22 protein-coding genes and 1 pseudogene are annotated in these 22431 nt (G+C 67.5%); 9 read left to right on the top strand and 14 right to left on the bottom strand.

The window, feature by feature from the left end; all coding sequences use genetic code 11:
* Positions 1-48 precede the first annotated feature (48 nt).
* Both C4N9_RS05255 and C4N9_RS05250 read left to right on the top strand, forming a co-directional pair.
* Positions 49-507 carry a TrgA family protein gene (locus C4N9_RS05255; protein WP_109532258.1) on the top strand — a complete coding sequence of 153 codons (459 nt, stop codon included), beginning with the start codon at positions 49-51 and terminating at the stop codon, positions 505-507.
* Positions 497-1633 carry an NUDIX domain-containing protein gene (locus C4N9_RS05250; RefSeq protein WP_109532257.1) on the top strand — a complete coding sequence of 379 codons (1137 nt, stop codon included), beginning with the start codon at positions 497-499 and terminating at the stop codon, positions 1631-1633. Before C4N9_RS05255 ends, C4N9_RS05250 begins: the two co-directional genes overlap by 11 nt.
* Before the next feature lie 5 nt (positions 1634-1638).
* Here the strand turns inward: C4N9_RS05250 and C4N9_RS05245 are convergent, their stop codons facing one another.
* From C4N9_RS05245 to C4N9_RS05235, 3 genes are read right to left on the bottom strand one after another with little or no spacing between them, the layout of a single operon-like run.
* Entirely contained in the window at positions 1639-2883 is a 1245-nt protein-coding gene (locus C4N9_RS05245; protein WP_109532256.1) for a multidrug effflux MFS transporter, read from the bottom strand.
* A complete protein-coding gene (locus C4N9_RS05240) occupies positions 2841-3479 on the bottom strand; it encodes a DsbA family oxidoreductase (protein WP_109532551.1) in 639 nt (212 codons plus the stop codon). The genes C4N9_RS05245 and C4N9_RS05240 overlap by 43 nt, the downstream gene beginning before the upstream one ends.
* Positions 3476-4993, bottom strand: coding sequence for a class I adenylate-forming enzyme family protein (locus C4N9_RS05235; protein ID WP_109532255.1), 1518 nt, complete (start codon positions 4991-4993; stop codon positions 3476-3478). The genes C4N9_RS05240 and C4N9_RS05235 overlap by 4 nt, the downstream gene beginning before the upstream one ends.
* 170 nt (positions 4994-5163) lie before the next feature.
* On the opposite strand from C4N9_RS05235, the gene C4N9_RS05230 reads away from it, so the two are divergent.
* Entirely contained in the window at positions 5164-5787 is a 624-nt protein-coding gene (locus C4N9_RS05230; protein ID WP_109532254.1) for a helix-turn-helix domain-containing protein, read from the top strand.
* Between the two features lie 19 nt (positions 5788-5806).
* Here the strand turns inward: C4N9_RS05230 and C4N9_RS05225 are convergent, their stop codons facing one another.
* Both C4N9_RS05225 and C4N9_RS05220 read right to left on the bottom strand, forming a co-directional pair.
* Positions 5807-5938, bottom strand: a complete 132-nt coding sequence (locus C4N9_RS05225; RefSeq protein ID WP_109532253.1) for an entericidin EcnA/B family protein — start codon at positions 5936-5938, stop codon at positions 5807-5809.
* Positions 5935-7770, bottom strand: coding sequence for an extracellular solute-binding protein (locus C4N9_RS05220; RefSeq protein WP_425440796.1), 1836 nt, complete (start codon positions 7768-7770; stop codon positions 5935-5937). The genes C4N9_RS05225 and C4N9_RS05220 overlap by 4 nt, the downstream gene beginning before the upstream one ends.
* A gap of 293 nt (positions 7771-8063) precedes the next feature.
* Here C4N9_RS05220 and C4N9_RS05215 point away from each other — a divergent pair, with 293 nt between their 5' ends.
* Positions 8064-8846 (top strand): 3-hydroxybutyrate dehydrogenase, encoded by a 783-nt coding sequence (locus C4N9_RS05215; protein ID WP_109532549.1) that lies wholly within the window; start codon positions 8064-8066, stop codon positions 8844-8846.
* A gap of 130 nt (positions 8847-8976) precedes the next feature.
* The gene (locus tag C4N9_RS05210; RefSeq protein WP_109532252.1) at positions 8977-10026 is read left to right on the top strand and encodes a patatin-like phospholipase family protein; all 1050 of its coding nucleotides are present in this window, start codon (positions 8977-8979) and stop codon (positions 10024-10026) included.
* Between the two features lie 11 nt (positions 10027-10037).
* Here C4N9_RS05210 and C4N9_RS05205 read toward each other — a convergent pair whose 3' ends face one another.
* The 9 genes from C4N9_RS05205 to C4N9_RS05170 all read right to left on the bottom strand — a co-directional run bounded on the left by C4N9_RS05205 (position 10038) and on the right by C4N9_RS05170 (position 19233).
* Complete coding sequence (locus tag C4N9_RS05205) at positions 10038-10718, bottom strand: DUF502 domain-containing protein (protein WP_109532251.1); 681 nt, start codon at positions 10716-10718, stop codon at positions 10038-10040.
* Positions 10719-10838: 120 nt separating this feature from the next.
* Positions 10839-11744, bottom strand: coding sequence for a pseudouridine-5'-phosphate glycosidase (locus C4N9_RS05200; protein WP_109532250.1), 906 nt, complete (start codon positions 11742-11744; stop codon positions 10839-10841).
* Entirely contained in the window at positions 11741-12634 is an 894-nt protein-coding gene (locus C4N9_RS05195; RefSeq protein ID WP_109532249.1) for a PfkB family carbohydrate kinase, read from the bottom strand. Before C4N9_RS05195 ends, C4N9_RS05200 begins: the two co-directional genes overlap by 4 nt.
* Positions 12631-13263: a class I SAM-dependent DNA methyltransferase gene (locus tag C4N9_RS05190; RefSeq protein ID WP_109532248.1), complete on the bottom strand. Its 633-nt coding sequence runs from the start codon at positions 13261-13263 to the stop codon at positions 12631-12633. The genes C4N9_RS05195 and C4N9_RS05190 overlap by 4 nt, the downstream gene beginning before the upstream one ends.
* A 42-nt stretch (positions 13264-13305) precedes the next feature.
* Positions 13306-15378, bottom strand: coding sequence for a tetratricopeptide repeat protein (locus tag C4N9_RS05185; protein ID WP_109532247.1), 2073 nt, complete (start codon positions 15376-15378; stop codon positions 13306-13308).
* Between the two features lie 2 nt (positions 15379-15380).
* A complete protein-coding gene (locus C4N9_RS05180; RefSeq protein WP_109532246.1) occupies positions 15381-16148 on the bottom strand; it encodes a sulfotransferase domain-containing protein in 768 nt (255 codons plus the stop codon).
* Positions 16145-16945: a sulfotransferase family protein gene (locus C4N9_RS05175; protein ID WP_168192127.1), complete on the bottom strand. Its 801-nt coding sequence runs from the start codon at positions 16943-16945 to the stop codon at positions 16145-16147. The genes C4N9_RS05180 and C4N9_RS05175 overlap by 4 nt, the downstream gene beginning before the upstream one ends.
* On the bottom strand, positions 16942-17703 hold the full coding sequence (locus tag C4N9_RS21800) for a hypothetical protein (RefSeq protein ID WP_168192126.1): 762 nt from the start codon (positions 17701-17703) through the stop codon (positions 16942-16944). The genes C4N9_RS05175 and C4N9_RS21800 overlap by 4 nt, the downstream gene beginning before the upstream one ends.
* Before the next feature lie 12 nt (positions 17704-17715).
* Positions 17716-19233, bottom strand: a complete 1518-nt coding sequence (locus C4N9_RS05170) for a glycosyltransferase family 2 protein (RefSeq protein WP_168192125.1) — start codon at positions 19231-19233, stop codon at positions 17716-17718.
* 235 nt (positions 19234-19468) lie between these two features.
* Between C4N9_RS05170 and C4N9_RS05165 the strand changes: the two genes are divergently transcribed.
* From C4N9_RS05165 to C4N9_RS05150, 4 genes and pseudogenes are all read left to right on the top strand, one after another.
* Positions 19469-20734 (top strand): trypsin-like serine peptidase, encoded by a 1266-nt coding sequence (locus C4N9_RS05165; RefSeq protein WP_146195120.1) that lies wholly within the window; start codon positions 19469-19471, stop codon positions 20732-20734.
* A 244-nt stretch (positions 20735-20978) separates the two neighbouring features.
* A pseudogene (gene rplU / locus C4N9_RS05160) lies at positions 20979-21440 on the top strand (50S ribosomal protein L21); the annotation flags it as partial.
* Between the two features lie 42 nt (positions 21441-21482).
* Positions 21483-21752 (top strand): 50S ribosomal protein L27, encoded by a 270-nt coding sequence (gene rpmA / locus C4N9_RS05155; protein ID WP_109532241.1) that lies wholly within the window; start codon positions 21483-21485, stop codon positions 21750-21752.
* 103 nt (positions 21753-21855) lie between these two features.
* Positions 21856-22413: a GNAT family N-acetyltransferase gene (locus C4N9_RS05150; protein WP_109532240.1), complete on the top strand. Its 558-nt coding sequence runs from the start codon at positions 21856-21858 to the stop codon at positions 22411-22413.
* The last annotated feature ends 18 nt before the right edge of the window (positions 22414-22431 follow it).

Raw genomic sequence — 22431 nt, 5'->3', positions numbered from 1 at the left:
CGGTGCACGCCGCCTGAGCGCCCGACGCAGACAGCCGATGGAGACGCCATGTTCACGTTGATCCGGCCGATTGCCGCGATCCTGCTGGGGGTCTTCGGCTATTTTGCCGCGAAGGGGTACGAACCGCTCTTCGACCCGCTGGCGCGCATGGGGGCCTTTGCCGTCTGGACGGCGGGGATCAGCGCGCTGATCGGCTGGCTTTTCGTCGGCGGGCGGATCGGGCGCGCGCTTTGGTTCTCGATCTATATCGTTGCGCAGGGGATCGTGTTGTCGGCCCTTGTCACCGCGATGGTGATGGGCGTGCGCGAGGTCTTCATCCTGGGCTTCCGCCGCCGTTATGGCGAGGTGATGGACGCGCTGACGGGCTATATCGACATCATCATCGGCTGGCTGAAAAAGGCGCTGGTGCAGGAATACCTGATTTTTCTGGGCGCGGGTGCGGTGGTGATCGGCATCGTGCTGCATGTCATCTGGCGGATGATGGAACGGCGCCGGAATGCCCGCTAAGCCGCTCTTTCTGTTCGGAACCCTGCGCCACGCGCCGTTGCTTGACGCTGTCGCGGGCGCCCCCCTTGACGGTGAGGCCGCGACGCTGACGGACCACGCGGTAAGCCGGGCCGTCGATGGCGCGGGGATCGCGCAGCGTTTCCCGCTTTGCGCCGCGCAGCCGGGCGCCGTTGCCCAGGGGCTGCTGGTACGCCCCGATGCGCGGGCGATGGCGCGGCTCGACGCCTACGAGCAGCTTTGGCACTATCGCCCCGAGCCGGTGACCGTGCAGGCCACGGACGGGCCGGTCGAGGCGCTGGTCTATCGCCCCGAGGCGGGGCTTTTCACGCCGGGTGAGCCGTGGTCCCTGGCGGAGTGGGTGGCGCTTGAAGGGCGGCTGCGGACCGAGGTCGCGCAGGCGCTGATGCCGCTGTTCGACCGGCTGCCGCCCGCCATCATTGCCGAACGCTATCCGCTGCTGGCAGGCCATGTGGCGAGCCGGCTGCGCGCGGCGGACGAGCCTGCGCCCGCGACACTGCGCCACGACGCGATGCCCGACGATGTCGCGCTTCTGGCCCGCGAGGAACCCTATACGCGGTTCTTTGCGGTGTTCGAGGACCGCCTGCGCCATCGTCGTTTCGGCGGCGGGAGCAGCGAGACGGTGCTGCGCGCGGCCTTCCTGATGTCGGATGCCGTGACCGTGCTTCCCTATGATCCGGTGCGCGACCGCGTGATGGTGGTCGAGCAATTCCGTGCCGGTCCGTTCGCGCGCGGCGACCGCAATCCCTGGTCAATCGAGGCAATCGCCGGCCGCATCGACGCGGGTGAGGAGCCCGAAGCGGCGGCGCGGCGCGAGGCCCGCGAAGAGGCCGCGCTGGATCTGGGCGTGCTTCATTCATCGGGCCGCTATTATCCCAGCCCGGGGGCGGTGACGGAATACCTGTACACCTATATCGGGCTCGCCGCGCTTCCCGACGAGGCGGCGGGGATCCATGGCCTTGCCTCCGAGGCCGAGGATATCCGCTCGCATATCCTGCCCTTCGAGCGTCTGATGGACCTGATCCGCTCGGGCGAGGTCGCCAATGGTCCGCTGATCACCAGCGCCTATTGGCTGGCGCTGAACCGCGAGCGGCTGCGCCAGCCATAGGTGCCTCAATCCTCGCTGAACCGACGGGCCCAGAGCATGAACCCCGAGGCGCAGAGGATGCAGAACAACACCCCAGCCGCCAAGGGCACCGGGGTGCCGTCGCCCAGGGTCGCCAGCGCGGTGGCGATCAGCGCGGACAGCACCGTCGAGACCCCGCCGATGACCGATGCCGCCATGCCCGCGACATGGCCCATCGGTTCCAGCGCCAAAGCGTTCAGGTTGCCCACCAGGAAGCCGATGGCGAAGAACTGGGTGAACATGAACAGCATGAAGAATGCGAAGCCGGCAAAGGGCAGGTTCAGCGCGAAGACCAGCAGCGTCGCGGTGATGACGACGATCTGCACGCTCAACGCCGTGCCGACCATCCGCCGCATCCCCAGTTTGACCACCACGCGGGCATTGATCAGGCTGGCGGGCGCCGAGACCAGCGCGACCATCGCGAACCAGACGGGGAATTGATCGAGCCGGCCGAAGCTTTCGTCGAAGATGCGCGCGACCGAGCTGAGCCATGTCAGCATGGTCGAGAAGTTGAAGGTCAGCGCCATCAGGCAAAGCCGCACGCGCGGATGCGCCAGGACGGTTTTCAGCGCCTCCCAGAGCGGCCCCACGGCCAGTTTGCGACGGTTCTCGGGCGCCAGTGTTTCGGGCTGGCGCAGGCCCAGCCACAGGATGGTGACAAAGCCGAAGACCACGAAGCTCCAGAAGATCGCGCGCCAATGGAACAGCTCGGCCAGCTCGGCCCCCATGAACGGCGCGACGGCGGGAAACAGCGTGAACACGGTCATGCCGAAGGAAATCACCCGCGCCATCATCCGGCCCGAATAGAGGTCGCGCACCATGGCCTGCGCGACGATGCGCGGCGCGGCGGCGCCGAAGCCGTGCAGGAAGCGCGTGATCAGAAGCGTCGTCAGGTCGCCCGACACGGCGGCGATCCCGGCGGCGGTCATGTAAAGCAGCGTGCCGCCCAGAATGACGGACTTTCGCCCGAACGCGTCGGAAAGCGGCCCCATGACGAAGGTGCCCATGCCCAGCCCCACCATGAAGACGGTGATGACAAGCTGCGCGCTTTCGGGCGATTGCGGGGACAGCTCGTCTCCGATGATGCCGATAAGCGGCAGCATCGCGTCGACCGAATAGGCGACGGTGGCCATGAGCAGCGCCAGAAGCGCGATGAATTCCGCAAACGAAAGCGGTTTCGAAGGCCCCGTCACCGAGAGGCCGCCGTCAGCTGGTCGATGATGTCGAGCCATGTCTCGACCGGCTGGGCGCCGTTGATGACGTATTGCCGACCCAGAAGGAAACCGGGCACGCCGCGCAGCCCGCGTTCACGGATCTCAGCGTCCCGGGCGCGGATCTCGGTCACGTCGGCCTCGCTGTCGAGAAGCCGTGCGATCATGGCGCGGTCCAGACCGGCCTTTTCCGCGATGTCGAGCAGCGTGTCGCGGTCGCCGATATCGCGGCCTTCGGCGAAATTGGCACGGAAAAGCCCGTTGACCACGGCGCTCTGACGCCCTTCGAGGCCCGCCCAGTGGATCAGCCGGTGCGCGTTCAGCGTCGAGGGCTGATAGTGCATCTTTTCCAGCTCGAACGGCAGGCCCAGCTCCTGGCAGGCCTCGACGATGGGGACATGGACGCGCACGACCTCGTCGGGCGGGCCGAACTTGGCCTGCAGGTATTCGCGCCGGTCCATGCCTTCGGGCGGCATCGTCGGGTTCAGCATGTAGGGGTGCCATTCGATCACCAGAGGATGATCGGGGCGCTGCTCCATCGCGCGGTCGAGCCGGGCCTTGCCGATATAGCACCACGGGCAGACGGGGTCGGAGAAGATGTCGAGTTTCGTGCTCATGCGGTCACGTTTCCTTGCCGCAGCGCGCGGCGGTTGATCTTGTTGTTGGCGCCCTTGGGCAGGGCGTCGATGGCGATGAACTGGCGCGGCTGCTTGTAGCGGGCAAGGCTGCGGCGCGCATGCTCTTCAAGCGCGGCGGTTTCGGGCGCCTCGCCTTCGGGCACGAAATACAGCGCCACGACACTTGTCGTCGCATTGACGCGCGCCTCGACCGCCGCGCATTCGCGGATCGCGGGATGGGTGTTCATGGCGCTTTCGACCTCGAGCGGCGAGACGCGGTAGCCGCCCGCGTTCATCATGTCGTCGTCGCGGCCCAGATAATGGATGGCGCCGTCGTCGTCCATGCGTACCGTGTCGCCGGTGACGAACCAGGACCCGCTGAATGTCGCCGCTGTCTCCTCGGGCTGGCCCCAATAGCCCAGGAACAGGCCCGGATCGCTGCGTGCCACCGCCATCACGCCCGGCTCGCCCCGCAAGGCAGGCTGGCCGTCCTCGCCCAGCACCGCGACGCTGCGCCCGGGTTGCGGATAGCCCGAGGCCCCACCTGACGAGGGCCGCGCGGGCGAAGCCGACACATAGGTCGACACTTCGGACATGCCGAGCGCCTCGTAGACCGGCGTTCCGGTGGCCTGCTCCCACCGCGCGCGGGTTTCGTCGGGCAATTTTTCGCCCGCCGACAGCCCGTGGCGCAGGCGCGGCATCGGTGCCATGGGCTGGCGCAGCATCTGCCGGTAGACGCCCGGCGCGGCGGCGAAAATCGTCGTGTCGAAGCGCTTCAGCAGCAGCGGCAGTTGCGTCAGCTCTACACCCGCCGCCGGGATCAGGGCGGTGGCGCCGATGGCCCAGGGATCCATCAGCCCGGTGCCCAGCGTGTAGGTCCAGTTGAACGCGCCCGCGTGCAATAGCCGGTCATCGGGTCTGAGCCCGTACCAGCCGTCCCACATCATCCGCCGCGCCCAGACCGCGCGATGGGCATGCATCACCGCGCGCGGCTTGCCCGAGGTGCCCGAGGTGAAGACAAGGTAAGCCACCCTGTCCGGGTCGCCCATCTGCCAGTCGCAAGGCGCAAGCGCGCGAAAGCCGTGCAGGGTCTCGGTTGTGAGGATCGGCCTGTCTCCGTCGGGCAGCGCGATACCAGGCGCGGCGATGATCGCGGCGGGGCTGACCTGTTCGGCCATGGCGGTGATCTCGGGCGCGGTCAGCTGAGACGAGGTCGGCATCGGCACCAGCCCCACGGCGCAGGCGCCCAGGAACGCCAGCGGGAAATCGACGCTGTTGTCCAGTCGTAGCAGCACGCGGTCGCCGGGCGTCAGGCCCGATTGCAGCAACCCGGTACCGATGCCGCGCACCGCCTCTTCCAGCGCGCGGTATGACCAGCGCTCGGCCCCCGTCAGGCGCAGGATCTGCAGCGCGATCTTGTCGGGGGTCGTCCGCCCCTGTTCCAGAACATAGGCGGCCAGGTTGAACGGCGCGGGGCAGGGCGGGAAGGGCGCGGATTCGATTAACGCGTGCATGAATTTCAGCTAATCCGACCGCGCCGCAAGAGCAAGGGCGGAGTGCCCCGGCGCGGGCTCTGCCTTGCCGCAGGGGCGCGGCGCAGGGCGGGGCGGGGAGTGCCAAGCCTCGACAAGCCCGGCGGGATGGCGCAAAAGAGCGTCCTGCCTTCCCTCGCAGCGAAAATCCGATGAGCGACCTGTCCAATCCCAGCATTATCCGCATTGCCCGTTCCGATGGCGAAGAGGCCCTGGCCGCGCCGATCGATCTGGCCGACCGCGTGCGCACCCTGCGCAAAGAGCGCGGCTGGACGCTGGAACAGGCGGCGCAGGCGGCGGGGTTGGCACGCTCGACGCTGTCGAAGATCGAAAACGGGCAGATGTCGCCCACCTATGACGGGCTGAAGAAACTGGCCGAGGGTCTGGGCATCACCGTGCCGCAGCTCTTCACGCCGCCCCGAAACAGCGCGCCCGGTGGCCGGATGACCACGACCCGCGCGGGCGAGGGCGAGGCGCATGTCACCACGACCTACGAGCACGAGCTGCTGGCGGGCGCGCTGACGCGCAAGGCGATGCTGCCCTACCGCGCCACCATCCATGCCCGCAGCTTCGACGATTTCGACGGCTGGGTGCGCCATGACGGCGAGGAATTCCTGTACGTGCTGACCGGGCAGATCCGGCTGTTCACGGAATTCTACGCGCCCATCGACATGAAACGCGGCGACAGCGCCTATTACGATGCGTCCATGGGGCACAACGTGATCAGCCTCAGCCCCGAAGACGCGACCATCCTGTGGGTCACGTCGCTGGAATAGGGCCGAGGGCGGGCCGGGTTCAGTAGAACCAGCCCCGCACCACGTTCGCGCCGCCCGAAATGTCCTGTCCGACGCCTTCGATCGTGTTGCACGCGCCAAGCGCGGACAGGGCGAGGGCAAGCAAAAGGGCGGGTCCGAAAGCGCGTTTCATTCCTGATACCACCAAGTTTCGGGCAGAAAGCCGGTCCAGTCCCCGTATATCGGCAAAGTCTCGGGGAAGTGCAAGTTTGCGTCGATCGCCATGCGGCTGACCGGCGAGAACCAGAGCGGGATCGCGTAGCGCCCGGCCATCAGCACCCGGTCGAGCGCGCGCACGGCGGCGGTGAAATCCTCGTCCGACTGCGCGGTCAGCATGGCGCCGATCATCGCCTCGACCGCCGGATCGTGCACCCCGGCCAGGTTGCGCGTGCCGGGCTGCTCGACGCCCTCGGCGCCCCAGTAGAGATATTGCTCGTTGCCCGGCGACAGCGACATCAGCCGCAGCGAATGGGTCATGTCGAAATCATAGGCATTCGTGCGCTGAACGTATTGCGCCGAGTCGATGACGTTCATCCGCGCCTCGATCCCCAGCCGGCGCAGATCCTCGACATAGGCGGCGACGCTCGACTGGATCTCGGACTGGCCCTGAAGCAGCAGGATCTCGAAGGCCAGCGGCGCGCCCTCTGCGTTGCGGATCTGGCCCTGCGCATCGGGCTGCCAGCCGGCCTCGGCCAGAAGGCGCAGCGCGGTGCGGCGGTTGCGCCGGGCGTTGCGCCCGTCGCTGTCGGGAAGAACCTCGCCCGACAAGGCGCCGGGCGCCAGGTCGTCCGCGAAAGGCGCCAGCAGATCGGCCACGCGCCCCTCGGCCGCGCCGGGGCGCATTCCCAGAACGGAATTGCCGAAATAGGACGCGATGCGTGGCTCGGCGCCCCCGGTGACGAGCGTGTTGATCCGTTCGAAATCGAACGCCAGCAGCAGCGCCTCGCGCACGCGCCAGTCGTCAAAGGGCGCGCGGCGGGTGTTGAACCACAGCCCCGACATGCCCGAAGGCCGCTGATGCGGGATCTCGACCTGGCGCATCCGCCCGTCATTCATCGCCGGGAAATCGTAGCTGTCGTTCCAGCGCGCGGCGTTGGGCTCGCGCCAGACCGAGATCAGACCGGCCTTGAACCCCTCGAAGGCGACGGCGAGGTCGCTGTAATACTCGTAGCGGATTTCCTGCGCGTTGTGCTGACCGGCATAGAAGGGAAGATCCTCTGCCCACCAGTCCTCGACGCGGGTGAAGGTGACCGAGCGGCCCGGATCGACCGTGCTGACCCGGTAGGGGCCCGAGCCGATCACGGGTTCGAGCGAGCTGTCGGCGAAAGGCCGCCCACCCGCGCTCACGTCGAATTGAGCGCGCTGCACGATGGGCCGAAGGCCCAGGATCAGCGGCAATTCGCGGTCGGGTTCGGTGAAGGTGAAACGCAAGCTCCGTTCGCCAACCCGCTCCATCGATTCGATCTTTGTCCAGGCATTGCGGTAGCGGGGGTGGCCCTCGGTGCCCATCGTCTCGAAAGACCAGATCACATCTTCGAGCGTGACCGGACTGCCATCCGAAAAGCGTGCGCCCTCGCGCAGCGTGAACTCGACGAAGGAGCGGGCCGAATCAGTCTCGACGCTTTCGGCGAGAACGGCGTAAAGGGTAAAGGGTTCGTCGTAAGAGCGGCCCAGAAGACTCTGAACCGTCAACAGGTTGACTCCCCAGGGCGCCGAGCCGCGCAGGATGAACGGATTGAGCGAATCGAAGCTGCCCACTTCGGCGAAAACGAATCGTCCGCCCTGCGGCGCATCGGGATTGGCATAGGGCAGGGACACGAAATCTTGTGGCAGCGCAGGCTCTCCGTACATAGCGATGCCATGTTGCGGACCCTCCTGCGCCCCGGCACCGGCCCCTCCGCCCAGCGTCGCGATGAGTGCCGCGATCGCGAAATAGCGGCATTTCCGGGGGCTGAATCGGGGCATGGTCGGGGTTTTCCTTTCGTCGCACCGTCCGTCTGCAAGGGGCGCATGGCGGCCCTGACGGGGTAAAGCACCCGCTAGGTGCCTGTAAACTTTACACTTGGAACGATCTGAACAAAGCGCTATAAGTAACTCACTGCTCGATAGGTTTCTTGCCTGTATGAAACCTGCCTCAACGACTGACGCCCGCCTTGTGCGGGCGTTTTTTTTGGCGTCACGGATTTCTGGTAATCGCGTCGCAACATCTTATGTTGCAGGTGCAGCATCGTGCGCTGCCGGATTACCAGGAGGGTACCATGACCGAGAAAACACTGAGCGGACGCCGGGCCATCGTGACCGGATCGACGTCGGGCATCGGCCACGGGGTCGCCGTGGCGCTCGCCGCCGCCGGGGCCGACGTGGTGCTGAACTCATTCACCGATACGGAAGACGATCACAAACAGGCTGCGGACCTTGCTGCCCAATACGGCGTTTCGGTCACCTATATCAAGGCCGATATGTCGAAGCCGGAGGAATGCCGCGCGCTGATCGAGAAGGCAGGCGGCTGCGACATCCTGGTCAACAATGCCGGCATCCAGCACGTGGCGAAGATCGAGGACTTCCCGGTCGAGAAATGGAACGCGATCATCGCGATCAACATGTCCTCGGCGTTTCACACCACGGCCGCCGCGCTGCCGGGGATGTATGACAAGGGCTGGGGCCGGATCATCAACATCGCCTCGGCGCACGGGCTGCGCGCCTCGCCCTACAAGGGCGCCTATGTCGCCGCCAAGCACGGCGTGGTGGGCTTTACCAAGGTCACCGCGCTGGAAGCGGCGGGCAAGGGCGTGACCGCCAACGCGATCTGCCCGGGCTATGTGCTGACGCCGCTGGTCGAAGCGCAGATCCCCGACCAGATGAAGACCCACGACATGGACCGCGAGACGGTGATCCGCGAGGTCATGCTGGACCGCCAGCCGTCGAAGGAATTCGCCACGACCGAAGAAATCGGCGGCACCGCGCTGTTCCTGTGCACCGACGCGGCCAAGCAGATCACCGGCACGACGATCAGCGTCGATGGCGGCTGGACGGCGATGTGATCGCCAGTTGAAGGGGCGGCGGCGAAGGGGGGCATCGAGCCCCCCTTCGCCGCCTCGGGGGGGCGCTGCCCCCCGCCGGGCCTGCGGCCCGCCCCCCGGGATATTTTCGAACAAAGACGAGGAGCCCCCCATGGCTGCCAAGGCGCGCAAGACGAAGCGGATCAACCTGGCCCTGCAGGGGGGCGGCGCGCATGGTGCGCTGACCTGGGGGGTGCTGGACCGGCTTCTGGACGAGGAATGGCTGGATGTCGCGGCGATCTCGGGGACATCGGCGGGGGCGCTGAACGGGGCGGCCTTCAAGGCGGGCTACGCGGCGGGCGGTCGCGAGGGCGCGCGCGAGACGCTGGCCACGCTTTGGGACACGGTCGGGCGCGGCGCGTCGGATCTGGTGCCGGGTTTCGCGCAATCCGACTGGGCGCGGGCGTTTTTCTATCCGCTCGACATGGCGATCAGCGTGAGCGAGGCCCTGTTGCCCTTCACGCCCGTGGACCTGGCCGCGCAGATGTTCAGCCCCTATGACTGGGCGCCGTTCTGGGGCAATCCGCTGGAACCCGCCGTGCGCGCGCTCGATATCGACAATGTCTGCGCCGAGGGCGGGCCCGCGCTGTACGTGGCCGCGACGAATGCCCATACCGGGAAGGTGCGGGTTTTCGGCGGGGCAGAGGTGACGCATCAGGCGATCATGGCCTCGGCCTGTCTGCCGACCTTTTTCCGCGCGGTGGAAATCGACGGCGAAAGCTATTGGGATGGGGGGTACTCGGCCAATCCCGCCTTGTTCCCGCTCTACGACAAGGGGCTGCCCGACGATATCGTCATCGTCTCGCTGAACCCGTTATACCGGCCTGTCGTGCCCGAGACGTCGCAGGAAATCCTGAACCGGATCAACGAGATCAGCTTCAACGCCGCCTTGCTGTCCGATCTGCGCGCGATTGCCTTCGTCAAGCGGCTGCTGGCGCAGGGCGTGATCGAGCACGGCGCGATGAAGGATGTGCTGGTGCATATCATCTCGGATGACGACACGATGCGCGAGCTGTCGGCGCGGACCAAGATGGCGCCGAACGCGGCGCTTCTGGAGCGTCTGTTCAAGGCCGGGCGCAACGCTGCGGACCGGTTCCTGCGCGCCCATTGCGACGATCTGGGCGAGCGGGCGACGGTGGATCTGCAGGCGATGTTCCGCTAGGCGCGGGCCGTTCAGGCCCGGCGGCGGCGGGTGGTGATCTGTCCCGGCTTGTCGGGATCGGGCGCCACAAGGCCCGCCGAGATGATCAGCTTGGCCGCGTCCTCGACGCTCATGTCGAGCATGCGGACGTCGGATTCGGGCACGAAGAGCAGGAAGCCCGAGGTCGGGTTCGGCGTCGTCGGCAGGAAGACCGAGATCAACCCCTCGCCGCCGATCTTCGTCGCGACCTCGCCGCGGGTTTCGGTCGACACGAAGGCCACGGCCCAGAGGCCCGGCCGGGGATACTCGACGAGGCAGGCGCGCGAGAAGGAATTGTTCGATTGCGAGAAGATCGTCTCGGCAATCTGCTTGATCGCGTTGTAGATCGAGCGGATCACCGGCATGCGGGCGACGATATCCTCGGCCCAGGAGATCAACGAGCGGCCGATGAAACCCTTGGCCAGCCAGCCCACGATCAGCACGAAGAGCAGGGCGATGACGACGCCGATGCCGGGGATTTCCAGCGTCGCCAGCTGCTCGGGCAGATAGCGCAGCGGGATGAGCGGGACGACACGGCTGTCCACGAACTCGACGAAGGCCGTGATCAGCCAGATCGTCAGCGCGGCGGGCGCCACGACGACCAGCCCGGTCAGGAACGAGGTTCGCAACCAGGCGAAGATTCCGCGACGGGGCGGACGGGGGGAGGGCGACATGGCGAGGCGGCCTTGGGACAGAGCACGAGCCCACAGATAGGGGGGCGCGGGGCGGATCGCAAGGGTCCGTGCCCCGGGCCGTGATGTCAGACCTTCATGCCCCGAAAGGCCGCCTGAATGTCAGACCAATTCGCGGGCGATTTTTGCGGCCAGACGCGCATTGTTGAGCACCAGCGCGATGTTGGCATCGAGCGAGCGGCCCTCGGTCGCGTCGAACAGGCGGGAGAGCAGGAAGGGTGTGACCTCTTTCGCGGTGATGCCCTGCACCGCGGCGGCCTTCAACGCCTCTTCCACCACCGGCATGATCTCGGCGCGGGGAATCTCGGCCTCGACCGGGATCGGGTTGGTGACGAGCTGACCGCCCGCCAGACCCAGCGCGCCGCGCAGGCGATGGGATTTGGCGATGGCGGCGGGGTCGTCCATCCGCAAGGGCGCTTTCAGGCCCGAGGCGCGCGACCAGAAGGCGGGCAGCTCGTCCTGGCCGACCGCGATCACCGGTACGCCCAGCGTTTCAAGCACTTCGAGCGTCTTGGGCAGGTCGAGGATCGCCTTCGCGCCCGCCGCGACCACGGTGACGGGGGTCTTCGACAGCTCCTGCAGGTCGGCGGAAATGTCGAAGCTGTCCTCGGCGCCGCGATGCACGCCGCCGATGCCGCCGGTGGCAAAGACCGCAATCCCGGCGAGATGGGCGCAGATCATCGTCGCGGCCACGGTGGTGGCGCCGGTCCTGCCCTGCGCAAGACACACGGCCAGATCGGCGCGCGAGAGTTTCATCACGTCCTGCGCCTGTCCCAGCTGATCGAGCTGGGCGTCGGTCAGGCCGACATGGATCGTGCCATCCAGAATGGCGATCGTTGCGGGCACGGCGCCCTGGGCGCGGATCTCGGCCTCGACCGCGCGGGCGGTTTCGACATTCTGCGGAAAGGGCATGCCGTGGGTGATGATCGTCGATTCCAGCGCGACGAGGGGCAGGCCCTTGGCGCGGGCTTCGGCGACGTCGGGCGAATAGGAGAGGGGCAGGGTCACGGGTGGAAATCCTCGTAGGCGACATAGGCGGCGGCGGCATCCTGGGCGCGCGTCAGCGCCTGCAGGCGGTCGGCACCGCGGGTTTCTGCGAAAAGATGCGCGGCCATGAAGGTGTCGCCGGCGCCGGTGACGCGGCGGGCCTGCACGGCGCGGGCGGGGTGGCTGAGCGGCTCGAGCCCCCGGGCGCAATCGGCGGCGGGCCGGGCGCCGTCGGTAACGAGCGCGCGCGCGGCGCCCGCCGCGACCAGCGCCTGTGCGGCTTCAAGCGCGGTGTCGGCGGCACGGCCGGTGATCAGTCCCGCTTCCTGCCGGTTCACATAGAGCGTGGCGCGGGCGTGCCGCATGACCGGGATCAGGCGTTCGGCCTTGCCGGGCGAGGCGGGAGCGATGCGCAGATCGGCCTCGGCAAAAAGCGGCGAGGCGGCGATCTGTTCCAGAAGCCCGGCGGTCAGGTTGCCGTCCAGCGCGATGGGCCCGCGCCACGGCGCCTGCGCGCGGCCCAGCCGGCCATCCGCCAGCGGGGTCAGGATCGCCTCGCCCGCCGCCTCGAGCGAATGCGCATCGGCGATGGCGGCGATCAGGCCCGAGGCGTCCTCGATCGCCATGTAGCGGTCGGTGGGCAGCTCGGTGCGGAAGACATAGGCGGTCGACACGCCCAGCGCATCGGTGGCGGCGATGAGTTCGTCGCCTTCTGGGTCCGCGCCGATGGCGGTCAGCACGGCGGGTTTCAGCCCGAAACGCGCCAGCGTCATGGCGATGTTCATCGCCACCCCGCCCGGAATCCGGGTGATGCGGCCGGCCACGTCGCCCCGCGCGCGCAGGGCGCCGTCGGTCCGGCCGATGATGTCCCACAGGACAGAGCCGATGCAGAGAATGTCGGGTGAGGTCATGCCTTGCGGAACGTCACGATCTGGGCCTTGTCGGTGGCATGCGCAGGGTCCTTGCCCTGCGCCGCCTGCCCGTAGATCGCGACTTCGGCGCGGTCAAGCCCGGTGATCTGCCCGCCAAGCGCGGCAAAGGCCGGGCCAAAGCCCTTGTCGCGCCAGACCACGTCGTTGATGGACAAGGCAAAAAGCGCGCCGGGCAGGGCTGCGGCCAGAAGAGGGGCCAGCGCCTCGGTCCCGACATGACCATGCGTGAAGGTACCCGAACAGACGATCCCGGCATAACCCGCGCAGGGCAGGGGCTTTGTCACGTCCGCGGCGATCAGGTCACGATACAGGCCCTTCTGGCCGGCGCGTGCCAGCATTTCTTCAGAAAGGTCCAGCGCATCGACCACGCCCTGAAAGCCCAGCCCCCGCAAAGCCGCCGTCAACAGACCGGTCCCCGCGCCCACATCCAGCACCGGCCCCTCGGGCGGGTGCGCGCGCAGGAAGGCGGCGGCGACTTCGGCAGGCAGGCGGTAATCCATGTCCTGCGCGAAATCCTGATCATAGGTATCGGCCCAGTCGGCATAGAGTCGCCGGCAGGAATCGGGTCCGTCGAGCGCGTAGGCGCCGGAAAGGTCAGGTTTCTGCATGCCGCGATTGGGCCATGAGCGCGGCGCAGAGTCCAGTCCGGATCACCGCCAATGCGCGGCGCTGCGCTTGTGGGGGAAGGGCAGGTTCGTGGCGATGCGGGTCTCGTAATCGGGCTGCGTCAGAAAGCGGATCCCGGGCGCCCCGACAAGCCCGGCTGCGGCCTGCGTGATCCGGGCGGGGCCGGAATGCCACCACGGATAGGGGGTTTCCGTTTCTGCCAGCGTCGCGGCGACGCGGTCGCGCAGGCCTGCCATGAAGGGCAGCCCCGGTTCGGCGGCCAGGAAGTTGTTGGCGATGGTCGCGTGGCCTTCCTCGATCACCAGGACGAGCCGCGCGCCCTCCAGCCAGTCGGCCAGCCCCGCGCGCGGGTATTCGTCGAGATCCACGAAGATCCCGCCTTCGGCGGCCAGCAGCGCAAGGCGGAACAGGTCAGCGCGGGTGGCGGGGTCGGGCAGGCGGTCGAAAAGCGGGGCCAGCGCGGTATTGCGTTCCAGCCAGTCGCGTGCGCTTTCGGCATCGAACAAGCGTTGCGGGCAGAGCGCGGCCCAAGCGGCAAGGCTGCGCGTAATGGCGGAGGAGCGCGGTCCCTCCCAGTAATGCGCGACGCGCTCCGGGATGGGGCTGTCGGCAAGCGGGATAAAAGCGGGAACGGCGCAGGCAAAGCCCAGCGCCGCCTGCGCCGGGCCGGGTGCTGCGCCGAGCGCGTCGGCGACGATCCGGTCGCGCAGATCGAGGCCGGGATCCATGCCCAGCTCGGCGGTTTTCAGGGCCCGGAAGGCATCGAGCTGATCCTGTGCCCCCGGCGCGTCGCCCGACAGGAACGCCACCCGCGCCGCGGTCAGCCGCAGACCCATGCGCGTGGGGCTTGTGTCCAGCGCTTCTGACAGCACCGTGCGGGCGGTGGTGAGGTCGCGCGACGCGGCGGCGATCTCGGCCTGCCAGAAGGCGTGTTCGGCGCGCATCGGGATGGCAGCGGGGGCGGGGCCCAGCGCCTGCATCGCCGCATCCGTGCGGCCCATCCGCAAAAGCGTCTCGGCCCGCCTGAGCCTTGTGCGCAGCGCGTCGTCGGGCAGCGCCGGATCGGGCGGCGCCAGCCGGGCAAGCGCGGCCTCGGGCAGGCCCAGCCGCAACAGGCTGCGCGCGGCCATCCTGGCGTCGGGGTGGGAGTCCAGATCGCGCGCCAGAGCCGCCCAGTCATCCGCCAGTTCGCGCGCCTGAACGTGCAGCCCCTGAAGAACCCGGTTGCGGGGAAAGAGCCGCAGCGCCCGCGTGGCATGGTCCAGGACGGGCGCGTAATCCGGCCGCGACCCGGCCGAGAGCGTATCGAGCAGACAGCGCAGGTGTTGGATATGGCGTTGCGCGCTCCAGAGCCACGGCGTGTCCCGCGCCCCCTGCGCGTCAACCTGCGCGTCAAGCAGGCGCCGCGCTTCGACCGTGCGCCCCTGTTCCAGCGCCAGACGGATGCGCTGAGCGGCGGTGGCGGGGTGATCGGGCTGGCGCGCGGCGAGCCGGGCGAAGGCCGCGCCCGCGCTGTCGAAGTCGCGCTCGGCCACGAAGGTGTCGATCAGCCACGACCACAGCCCCGGATGGGCGGGAAGCGCCGGGGATTCGAGCGTCATGCGCCGCGCCAGCGCCGCCGCGCCCTCGCGTCGCCATGTCTGCAGCAGCGACAGCCGCGCGCCCTGCGGGCCGGGCGGCGGATCGGCGGGCAGATCGAGCAGGATGCGGATCTCGGCCTGCGCGGCCAGATCGCCGTCATGGCTGGGCGACGCCGGGTCGAGCCGTGAGACAGCGGCCAGCGCGCGGTCGGGATCGTCGAGCGACCAATGCGCCCAGGCCAGCGCCGCCCGCCGCCGGTTTGCCCGCTTGACCACCGTTTCCAGCGGACCGGCGTCGCGCGTGGCCTCGACCGAAAGCCGCGCCAGGTCGACCGAACCCGGCCAGCGTTTTTGCAGCGGGTCCAGATCGACGGGCAGGTCCATGCGCACCAGCGTCGCGGCCCCGGCCAGCGCCGCATCGTAATCGAGCCGCGCAAGCCCCGCGACCAGGTCGCGGCCCGGCGCCGACGGGTCGGGCAGCGGCGCCGTCCACATCTGTTGCGCCAGCGCTGGCATCCCTAGCCGCCGAGCAGACGCTCGCCTTCGGCAAAGCGCATGTCCAGCTCGGCCTCGCAGGCCAGGCGGAAGCGGTAGGTCAGGCCCTGAAGGAACATCAGCGCGTCGCGCTCGATGGGAAATTGCTCGGACGCCCAGACGCGCGAGCCCATCAGCCGCGACAGCCGTCCCTGATTGGCCTCGGCGATATCCAGATCCAGATGCGCGAAGATGCGCGCGACGCTGCCTTCGCGGTCGGTATGAAAATCCTCGTAGTTCAGCAAAAGCAGGTCGGGATAGGCCGCGCGCCAGCGGGCCAGGTTGCCGGTGAAGTCGCCATGCAGACCCAGCCGTGCGTCGCGCACGAGGGACAACAGCGTGTCGTCCAACCGCAAGGGCTGATCGTGATCTTTGCCGAAGCGCCACAGCATGTGCATCCGGATCGCCGACACCGCCCGCGCGAGCGGATCGCGCAGGATATAGAACACCTTGGCGCTGGGACTGAGCGCCTTGCATTCGGCGATCTGGGCGGGCGTGAGGAAGGCGTATTCCGGCGTGAAATCCATCGACAGCTTGCCCGGATCGGCGGGCGTCATCAGCGTCCGATACCAATCGACGCCGCGCTTGTGGTTCCAGTCCCAGAAATGCGCCTCCTTGTCGGTCGAGGTCTGAGGCCGGCTGTCCGGGAAGGCGTGGGTGCGCGGATGGGTGCTGACCACCGAATGCAGCCAGCTGGTCGAGCCCTTCTGGCAGCCGATGCACAGGATGTCCGTCACGTTTTCGCGGGTCATGCCGGGCTCTCCTCTCGCGCGCGAAGGATCGCCTCGCCCTCGGTGAAGGTGATGCCGGTGTCTTTCTCCAACGCCTCGCGCATGGGCCACATCGCGCCGTGCAGGAAATCGAGGCAATCGCGCGACAGGGGATAGGCGGGCGTTTCCCAGACCCGGCGCCCGGCGCGTTCGGCCAGCGTTTCGCGCAGGCTTCCCGACAGCGCGTCCCAGCTCAGCCCGCAATGGTCGAGTACAAGCCGCAGCCCGGCCAGCGGATCGGCGCGCAGATCCTCGTAATTCAGGATCAGCATGTCGGGATAATGCCGCTTCCAGCGGGCGATATTCCTGGCATAGGCGCCGTGATCCCACAGCCGCGCGTTCTTGCAGCGGGCAAGGAAATGCTGGTCGTAATCGAGCCGCGCTTCATCGGCGGCGGCGTGTTTGGTGGCCCAGACCGTGTGCATCCGCAACCCCGAGACCGCCCGCGCCAACGGATCGCGCAGGATGTAGATCACCCGCGCACCGGGGTTGAGATGCTTGCACTCGGTCAGCTGCGCTTCGTTCAGAAAGGCGTATTCCGGGGTGATATCGACACTTTTCTTGCCGGCCACGAGCGGTCGCATCGTCACGCGGTACCAGTCCGGCCCGCGATGGTGGTTCCAGTCCCAGTAATGCGCTTCCTTGGTATGCGCGGTGATCGGGTGGAAATTGGGAAAGCTCCAGACCCCCGGATGCGCGGACAGGCATTGATGCAGCCAGGTCGTCATCGCGCGCTGTGCGCCGATGCACAGGATGTCGGCGACGTTTTCGCGGGTCATGCCGGGTCCTCCGCCTGCGCAAGGTCCGCGGGCAATTGCCAGCGCAACTGATAGGCCGCGCGATGGCGTTCGATCGCGGCGCGGTCTCGGGCGAGCCGCGCGGCCTCGATCGCCTTGCGCCGGCGGAACGGGTTGTCGCCCGCCGCGACGGAGGTTTCGAAACAGGACAGGGCAAGGGCGGGGTCGCCACCGCGCAGGCATAGATCTCCGAGCATCCGCAAGGCGTAGCCGGTTCCGCCATGGCTGTCATCCCGAAAGGCGGGGGATTGCACACGCGTCGCCAATACCGGCTGGCAGAGCCGGGCGATCGACATGCCCAGCGCGATGCGGTTGAAATCGAGCACCGGTGCCACCGAACTGGCCAGTGTTCCGGGCTCTGGCGGCAGGCTCTCGGGATCGCGTGTGAGCCGGGCCTCGAAGCGGGTTGCGGCCAGATCGGCCACCTGCCACGCGCGGAAGAATTCGGTATAGAGAAACAGCCGCAGCGGGTCGCCCGCCGCCGCCCGTGGCCAACCCTGCGGATCGGTCAGCGAAAAGGGCGCCGCGCAGGTCAGGGCGCCGATCCCCTGCGCCAGCGCCGTCAGCGCTTTTTCCTGTTTCCCTGCGGCGGGATCGAGGGGCTCGAACCGGCCATCGTCGGACAGGATGGCGATGCAGCGAAAGCGCGCGCGGCGGTGGTTGGGGTCGGAGATCCGGGTGAACAGGTCAATCCCGGTTTCACCGCGCACCGCCAGCTCGGTCGGGTCGTCGTCGAACATCGGGCGCGGATCCTATGGCAAGCGGCTGATCACCAGATCGTGGATCATCAGCCGGAAGTTGCGCGCCTGACGGGGCAGGGCGATGGACAATTTGGCGCTGGCTGCGGGACCCACCGCCGAGGCGTCGAAATACCGCGTGACCTGCACCGCGCCGCCGGGCTGGCAGGCATGGACATGCCCGTCGGAGAAGGCATGGCTGCGCCGGCCCAGCCGGTCGCGGGTTTCGACCGAGAGCGCGGTTTCGAAAAGACAGCCCTGCAGGTCGGACACGATCAGGTCGGCGCGGATCCCCGAAAGCGTGGGGTCGGCCTTTGCCCCCAGCCAACCTTCGAGCGACATTTCCAGCGCCGTCCAGTCGCGCGTATCGGGAATCTGCAGGATGGCGCGCTGGGTGCCGGGATCGGCATGGAACAGCAGTCCTGCCGGGGTCTCGGCCATCGACAACGCGAAACGGTCGAGAAACGGGGTGCCCGCGCCCAAAGTGTAGCCGATGGGCGAGGAGCCGACGGCGGGCCAGAGCGACCACAAGCGTTCCTCGGCCTGGATATCGACCTCGTGCCCGCCCGCACCGCCCTGCAGCGCCGTTTCCAGCCGCGAAAGCCGCGCCTCGATGCCTGACCGCGTGCCGTCGAGCTTGTGCCAGAGCGCGCTGGTTTCGTCGTTGAGCTCGCGCACGACCGACGCCGCGGCGGCCCGGACCAGGGCGGCCGTGGCAACCGGGGAGGCGGTCGCGTCGCCGGTCTCGGCGCGCGGCGTGTTCAGTCCGACCTTCGCCAGATCCGAGAACAGCCGCCAGTCATAGGACGGGTTGTCGAGCGTGTTGAGCGTCACGCTGCGCTGGGTATCGTCGGTGCGGCGCACGCGGCGATGGTGAAAGGCAAGCTTCTTGTCCAGAACGGCCAGCCGCCGCGATTGCAGGAAGATCGTCATGAAGGCGCGGTCCTCCATGACGTTGAAATCCGGGGGAAAGCCGCCCGCCTCGATCACCGCGTCGCGGCGCAGCATCCACTGCACCGGGTACAGGTCGTGGCGATAGGTCGTATAGGCCACGGGATCGACGAAGAAATCCTTGCGCCCGAAGGCATGGGGCAGCCCCTCTTCGCCCAGCGCGCGAATCGTCTCGACCCCGTCCTCGACCACGATGTCCTCGCGGATGGCCGTCACCAGCGCGGCCACGCCACCCAGATCGGGAGCGAGCGGCAGCGTGCGGTCGAAAAACGCCAGAAGCTCGTCCAGAAAATGCGCGTCCCAGGTATCGTCATCGTCGAGACAACAGACGAATTCGGTGTCCAGCGCGTGCAGTCCCCGGTTGAACGCCTCGGCCCGGCCCACCGATGCGGGCAGATCCAGCCGGACCACCGATCCCGAACGAAAGGCGGGGGGACGCACGAAATCGCCCAACGCTGCGTCGAGCGCGGCCTCGTCCCCGCCGTCATTGACCAGACAGATCCTCCAGCCCCGATAGCTTTGCGCCGCAATGCTCGTCAGCGCGCGCGCGACGAAGCCGGGACGGTCCTTTGTGCGGACCACAACGCCCACCCGATCCACCGATGAAACCATGTAACCCACTGCCCCGGATGCCGTCTTTTGTCGTTCGCGCGCAGAGTAGAGCAAGGGCCGTGAACGGGTCCATCCCGAAATTTGTGATCAGCTTATGATTGATGGGGCAGCGCAAAGCGTCTAATCTTCGCGCATTCAGCATGGCTTTTCAGCCAGACGAATAGCCAAGAACCCTTTGGGTTGTTTTCTAAATCGGAGTTTCTCCATGACTATCCAGACCAGATTTCCTGGCCGATTGAGCGCGCTCAGCGTGGCGGCTGCCCTCGGCATGGCTCTCTCGGCCATGCCCGCCCTTGCTCAAGGCATCATGGCCTCGCCCGAGCAGCCGATGATGCGGACCACCATGAGCCAGGCCCAGATGGCCGAGATCATGGCGATCGCTCAGCCCGCCGATCAGGTGTTTGCCGCCGACCGCGCCGCGCCCACCGGACGCACGATGCGCGCCGCCACCGCAGCGCCGCTGGCCGATCCGATGATCGCCGAAGGCTTCGCCGGCCTTCCGACCCGCATGATGGTCGATGAAAGCGCCCTGCGCGAGCTTCAGGCCGAAGCGGACGCCGCGGTCGCCGCCTCGGGCGGGATGTCCACCGACGATGCGGGTATCGGGAACGCCGACACCATTTACCATTACAGCGATGCGCTTGTGCCGCCGCAATATTTCCAGTGGCCCTATCGCTCGATCGGGAAATATTACTTCCAGGCGTCGGACAGCAGCTGGTATTCGTGCTCGGCCTCGCTCATCCACCGCGCGATCATCGTGACCGCCGGTCACTGCGTCTTCGACGGCGGGCGCAACAACCAGTCGGGCTGGAACCTGCAAGGCTTCTTCGTGCCGGGTTACAACGCGAATAACGGCAACTCGCATCTCTACGGCGTGTGCGACATCCGCATGATGTACACCACCTGGGGCTGGTACAGCGAAGGCGATCTGAACGGCGGCTACGACGTGGCCCTGGCGGTCTGCGGCCGCCTGCGTGATGCGCGTTACGCGCAGAACTACAACGGCTACCTGCCGGGCGGGCGTCTGGGTTACCTGGGCTTCTGCTACATGAACTGCGCGCGGAACTACTTCCATCTGACGCAGTTCGGCTATCCCAGCAACCTCTATGACGGCGACGTCATGACCTCGGGCGCGCACCTCTCGGTGATCGGCCAGCCGCTGCCGCCGCAGCCCAGCCTGAACGGCGTCGACTTTGTGTATGGCAGCAGCCATTCGAGCGGCACCTCGGGTGGCCCGCACATCGCCAATGTCGGCTACATGCAGGAAGACCCCGCGATTGCGACCTACTACTCGAACCGCAACGTGGTCTTCGCGGTCAGCTCGTGGGGCTATACCAACCGGTCGATCCGGATCAGCGGGGCGTCGCCGCTCAGCGGGTACAACAACACCAACTGGTTCCGCGCGATGTTCAACCGCGCCTGCGCCCAGTCGCGCACCTATTACGGCGCGTGGTCCTGCACCAATATCTGAGGCTTTCCTGCCCGGCGTTTTTCGCGCCGGGCAGGACCTGATCGCTTGACTTTCCGCCCCGTTCGGGGCTATGAGCAGCCCGTGCCCCGCATCGACCTGCCGGTTGGTGCGGGGCACATATCTTTATCATACCCGCAAGGGGCGCTGTTCGAGGCGGTGCCGGCATCCGATGCCGGGTCACGAAACACCAGGAAACGCCGGGCAACCGGGGCCACAGAACGCGGAAATCGAAGGAAACAAGGACATGTTCGCAGTCCTCAAGACCGGCGGCAAACAGTACCGCGTCCAGGCGGGCGACGTTCTGCGCGTCGAGCGTCTCGCGGCGGAAGCCGGTGAGAAAGTGCAATTCAACGAGGTTCTGATGGTCGGCGGTGACTCGCTGGTCGTCGGTGCCCCGCTCGTGGCCGGTGCCGGCGTGCAGGCGGAAGTGATCGACCAGATCAAGGGCGAGAAGGTCATTCACTACGTCAAGCGTCGCCGCAAGCACAGCTCGCAGCGCACCAAGGGCCATCGTCAGCAGCTGACGCTGCTGCGCGTGACCGACATCCTCGCCGAAGGTGCGGACAAGTCGGGCGTGAAAGCCGCGATCGGCTCGGGCACCAAGGTCGAGGTCGCCGAAAGCCAGCCCGCCGCCAAGAAGCCCGCTGCCAAGAAAGCGGCGCCGAAGGCCGAGGCCGGGGATGCCGCCGAGAAACCGAAACGTGCGCCGCGCAAGAAAGCGGCCGCCAAAGCTGAGGAGTAAGATCCCATGGCTCACAAGAAAGCAGGCGGTTCGTCCCGCAACGGTCGCGACTCTGCGGGCCGTCGCCTTGGCGTGAAGATCTACGGTGGCCAGGACGCCATCGCGGGAAACATCATCGTGCGTCAGCGCGGCACCAAGCACTGGGCCGGCGCCAATGTCGGCATGGGCCGCGACCACACGCTGTTCGCGCTCACCGATGGCGTGGTGACCTTCACCAAGGGCCTCAAGGGCCGCAGCTTCGTGTCGATCGTCCCGGTGGCCGAGGCCGCCGAGTAACGCTGTCGTCACAGTTACAAGTTACTGGGGGGCCGACAGGAAACTGCCGGCCCCCTTCGTTTTTTCCGTGTTCTTCCTGTCCCCTCTGACCGCGAGCAGATGCATGAGCTATTCCTACGGCACCATCGACGCTTCGACCCGGCTGCAGCCGACGATTCCCGGCGAGCGACTGGTCCTGCGACCGTTGCGCGCGCTCGATGCACCGCTTCTGGGCGCCTATGTGGGCGACCGGCGGCTGGCTGAGGGAACACGCTCGATCCCGCATCCCCTGCCCAAGGGCGCGGCGGACGCCTTCATCGAGGCGGCACAATCGGCGTCGCGCGATGAAGACGTCTGGGCGATCGATGGCACCGCCTTTGGCTCGGCGCCGCTTCTGGGCGTGATTTCGCTCAAGGCGCTGGATCGGGGGCAAAGCCAGATAGGTTACTGGGTCGCGCCATCCTATTGGCGGGGGGGCATCGCCTCGGCGGCCGTGCGCGCGTTGCTCGACGCCAATCCGCATGACAACGCGACCGTCTTTGCCGAGGTGTTTCAGGATAACCCGGCTTCGGCGCGGGTGCTGACCAATGCCGGGTTCGAATATATCGGCGATGCCGAGGCCTGGTCGGTCGCGCGCGGTCGTTCGGTCCCAACCTGGACCTATCTGCGCCGCATGGGCTGACCCGCCCTCCGCGCTTTT

The organism is Pararhodobacter marinus (assembly GCF_003122215.1).
GTDB classification, from domain to species: domain Bacteria; phylum Pseudomonadota; class Alphaproteobacteria; order Rhodobacterales; family Rhodobacteraceae; genus Pararhodobacter; species Pararhodobacter marinus.
The sequence above is the reverse complement of the archived record's forward strand: the minus strand, read 5'-3'. Positions and strand labels throughout refer to the sequence as shown.